Genomic DNA, 2,471 nt, shown 5'->3' with positions numbered 1-2,471 from the left:
GCCTCGGCGAACCACTGGTTCAACAACACGCTCGGCAAGGACTTCAAGCACGCGGAGTGGACCGCAGTCCCGCTCGCGCTCGGCATCCTGCTGGTCGCCTTCGGCGCGCTGCTCGCGGCGATCCTGCCGGTGCTGCTCGCGCTGACCGCGTTCATGGCCGCGATCGGGCTGCTCGGTCTGGCCAGTCATTTCAGCCCGGTGGACTCCTCGGCCAACTCGGTGATGCTGCTGATGGGCCTGGCCGTGGGCGTCGACTACTGCCTGTTCTACCTGCGCCGGGAGCGCGAGGAGCGGGCCGTCGGCAAGGACAAGGCGACCGCGCTGCGGATCGCGGCGGCGACCTCGGGCCGCTCGGTGCTGGTCTCCGGGCTCACCGTGATGGTTGCGATGGCCGGGATGTTCCTGTCCGGCATGCACATCTTCGAGGGCTTCGCCGTGGCGACGATCCTGGTGGTCGCGATCGCGATGCTCGGCTCGGTGACCGTGCTGCCCGCACTGCTCTCGATGCTCGGCGACAAGGTCGAGTTCGGGCGGCTTCCGGGGGCCAAGCGGCGCAGGGCGCGGCGGGCGCAGAAGGCCGCGGCCGGTGGCGGCCGGGTGTGGAACGCGACGCTGGGCAAGGTGGCCGCACATCCGCGGGCGGCGCTGCTGGGCGCGACGGGCTTCCTGGTCCTGCTGGCCGGTCCGGCGTTCGGCATGCACACCGAGAAGCTGACGGTCGATCAGCAGGTGCCGCAGAACATCCCGATCGTGCAGACCTATCAGCAGATCGCCAGGACCTTCCCGGGCGGTCCCGCGCCGGCGATGGTCGTGGTCAAGAGCTCCGACATCAACGGCTCCGCGACGCAGAACGCGATCAGCCAGTTCGAGCAGGCCGCGCTGCGCACCGGCGAACTCGGCGATCCGAAGACCGGCAACCCGATCCGGGTGCTGCTCTACCCGTCGGCGAACGTGGCGCAGATCCAGGTTCCGTTGGAGGGGAACGGAACCGACGCGACCTCGCTGCACGCGCTGGACACGCTGCGCAACCAGGTCGTGCCGCAGACGCTGGGCAAGCTGCCCGGGGCGCAGGTGGCGGTCGGCGGACAGCTGGCCTTCGGCGTGGACTTCAACGCGCAGCTGCACCACTCGATCGTGCCGGTGTTCGCGTTCGTGCTCGCCATCACCTTCCTGCTGATGCTGGTCGCGTTCCGCTCGCCGGTGATCGCGCTCACCGCGATCCTGCTCAACCTGCTCTCGGTGGGCGCGGCGTACGGCGTGATGACAGCGATCTTCCAGCACGGCTGGGGTGCCGGCCTGGTGCACTCACAGGTGCCCGGCGCGATCGAGTCCTGGCTGCCGCTGTTCGTGTTCGTGGTCCTGTTCGGCCTGTCGATGGACTACCACGTGTTCGTGGTCTCCCGGATCAAGGAGGCGCGCGAGCGCGGAATGAGCACCGAGCGCGCGGTGATGCACGGGCTGCGGTCCGCGGCCGGGGCGGTCACCAGCGCCGCGGTCATCATGGTGGCGGTGTTCGGGGTCTTCGGGACGCTCTCGATGCAGGACTTCAAGCAGCTCGGGGTCGGCCTCGCGGTGGCTGTGGCGCTGGACGCCACCGTCATCAGGGTGCTGTTGCTGCCGGCGGTGATGATCCTGCTCGGCGAGCGCAACTGGTCGCGCTCGCTACGCCGGAGTATCCCGGTCACCGCCACTGTGTCGTCCGAAGCTGACGCCGTGATCCCCGCGCAGGCCCCGTTCAGCCGGCTCGGCCGGTTCGGGCAGCCGGAGGCTGAGGACCGCCCCGCCGTCGGGATGGTTGGCGGCCGACACAGTGCCCCGGTGCGATTCGGCGACCTGGGCGACGATGGCCAGCCCTAGGCCGGAGCCGGGCCGGTCGCGCATCGAGGCGGCCCGGTAGAAGCGATCGAAGACATGCGGCAGATCACCCTCGGGGATGCCCGGGCCGTGGTCCCGAACCGTGAGAGCGTGGCCGGCCAGGGTGACTTCCACCCGGCCGGCCCCGCCGCTGAATTTGGCGGCGTTGTCCAGCAGGTTGGCCATCGCGCGCTGGATCCGGTCGGGTACCGCGACGATCCGGGTGGGAGCCAGGTCGGCGGCGAACTCGACCTGCGGCCAGTGCAGCCGGGCCCGGTCCACGACGTGCTCGGCCAGCGCGTCCCAGCTCAGCTCCTCGAAGGCCGCGGCGGGTTCCTCCCCGCGGGCCAGCTCCACGGTGTCGGCGACCAGCCCGGTCAGGTCGTCGATCCCGGCCAGGACCGAGACGATCAGCCGTTCCCGGTCCTCCGGGTCGAGCAGTTCTATCTTGCGCAGCACCTCGACGTTGGTGCGCAGCGAGGTGAGCGGGGTGCGCAGCTCGTGCCCGGCGTCGGCGATCAGCCGCTGCTGCCGCTCGCGCGAGCCGGCCAGCGAGCGGGTCATCCGGTTGAACGCCTTGCCCAGGCGGCTGAGCTCGTCCGCGCCGTCCACCGGCA

1 protein-coding gene and 1 pseudogene are annotated in these 2,471 nt (G+C 70.7%); one reads left to right on the top strand and one right to left on the bottom strand.

Features of this window, described 5'->3' with window-relative positions; all coding sequences use genetic code 11:
- The coding region (locus tag VFB40_RS18080) for an MMPL family transporter (RefSeq protein ID WP_324852156.1) at positions 1-1,857 on the top strand (1,857 nt) is incomplete at its 5' end.
- Here the strand turns inward: VFB40_RS18080 and VFB40_RS18075 are convergent.
- Positions 1,810-2,418, bottom strand: a pseudogene (locus VFB40_RS18075) (sensor histidine kinase); the annotation flags it as partial. The gene VFB40_RS18080 and the pseudogene VFB40_RS18075 sit on opposite strands and share 48 nt — an antisense overlap.
- Positions 2,419-2,471: the final 53 nt, after the last annotated feature.

It is taken from the genome of Actinocrinis sp. (assembly GCF_035650855.1).
Classification (GTDB): Bacteria; Actinomycetota; Actinomycetes; order Streptomycetales; family Catenulisporaceae; genus Actinocrinis.
Note: the sequence above shows the minus strand (reverse complement) of the source record. Positions and strands in the feature narration are given on the sequence as shown.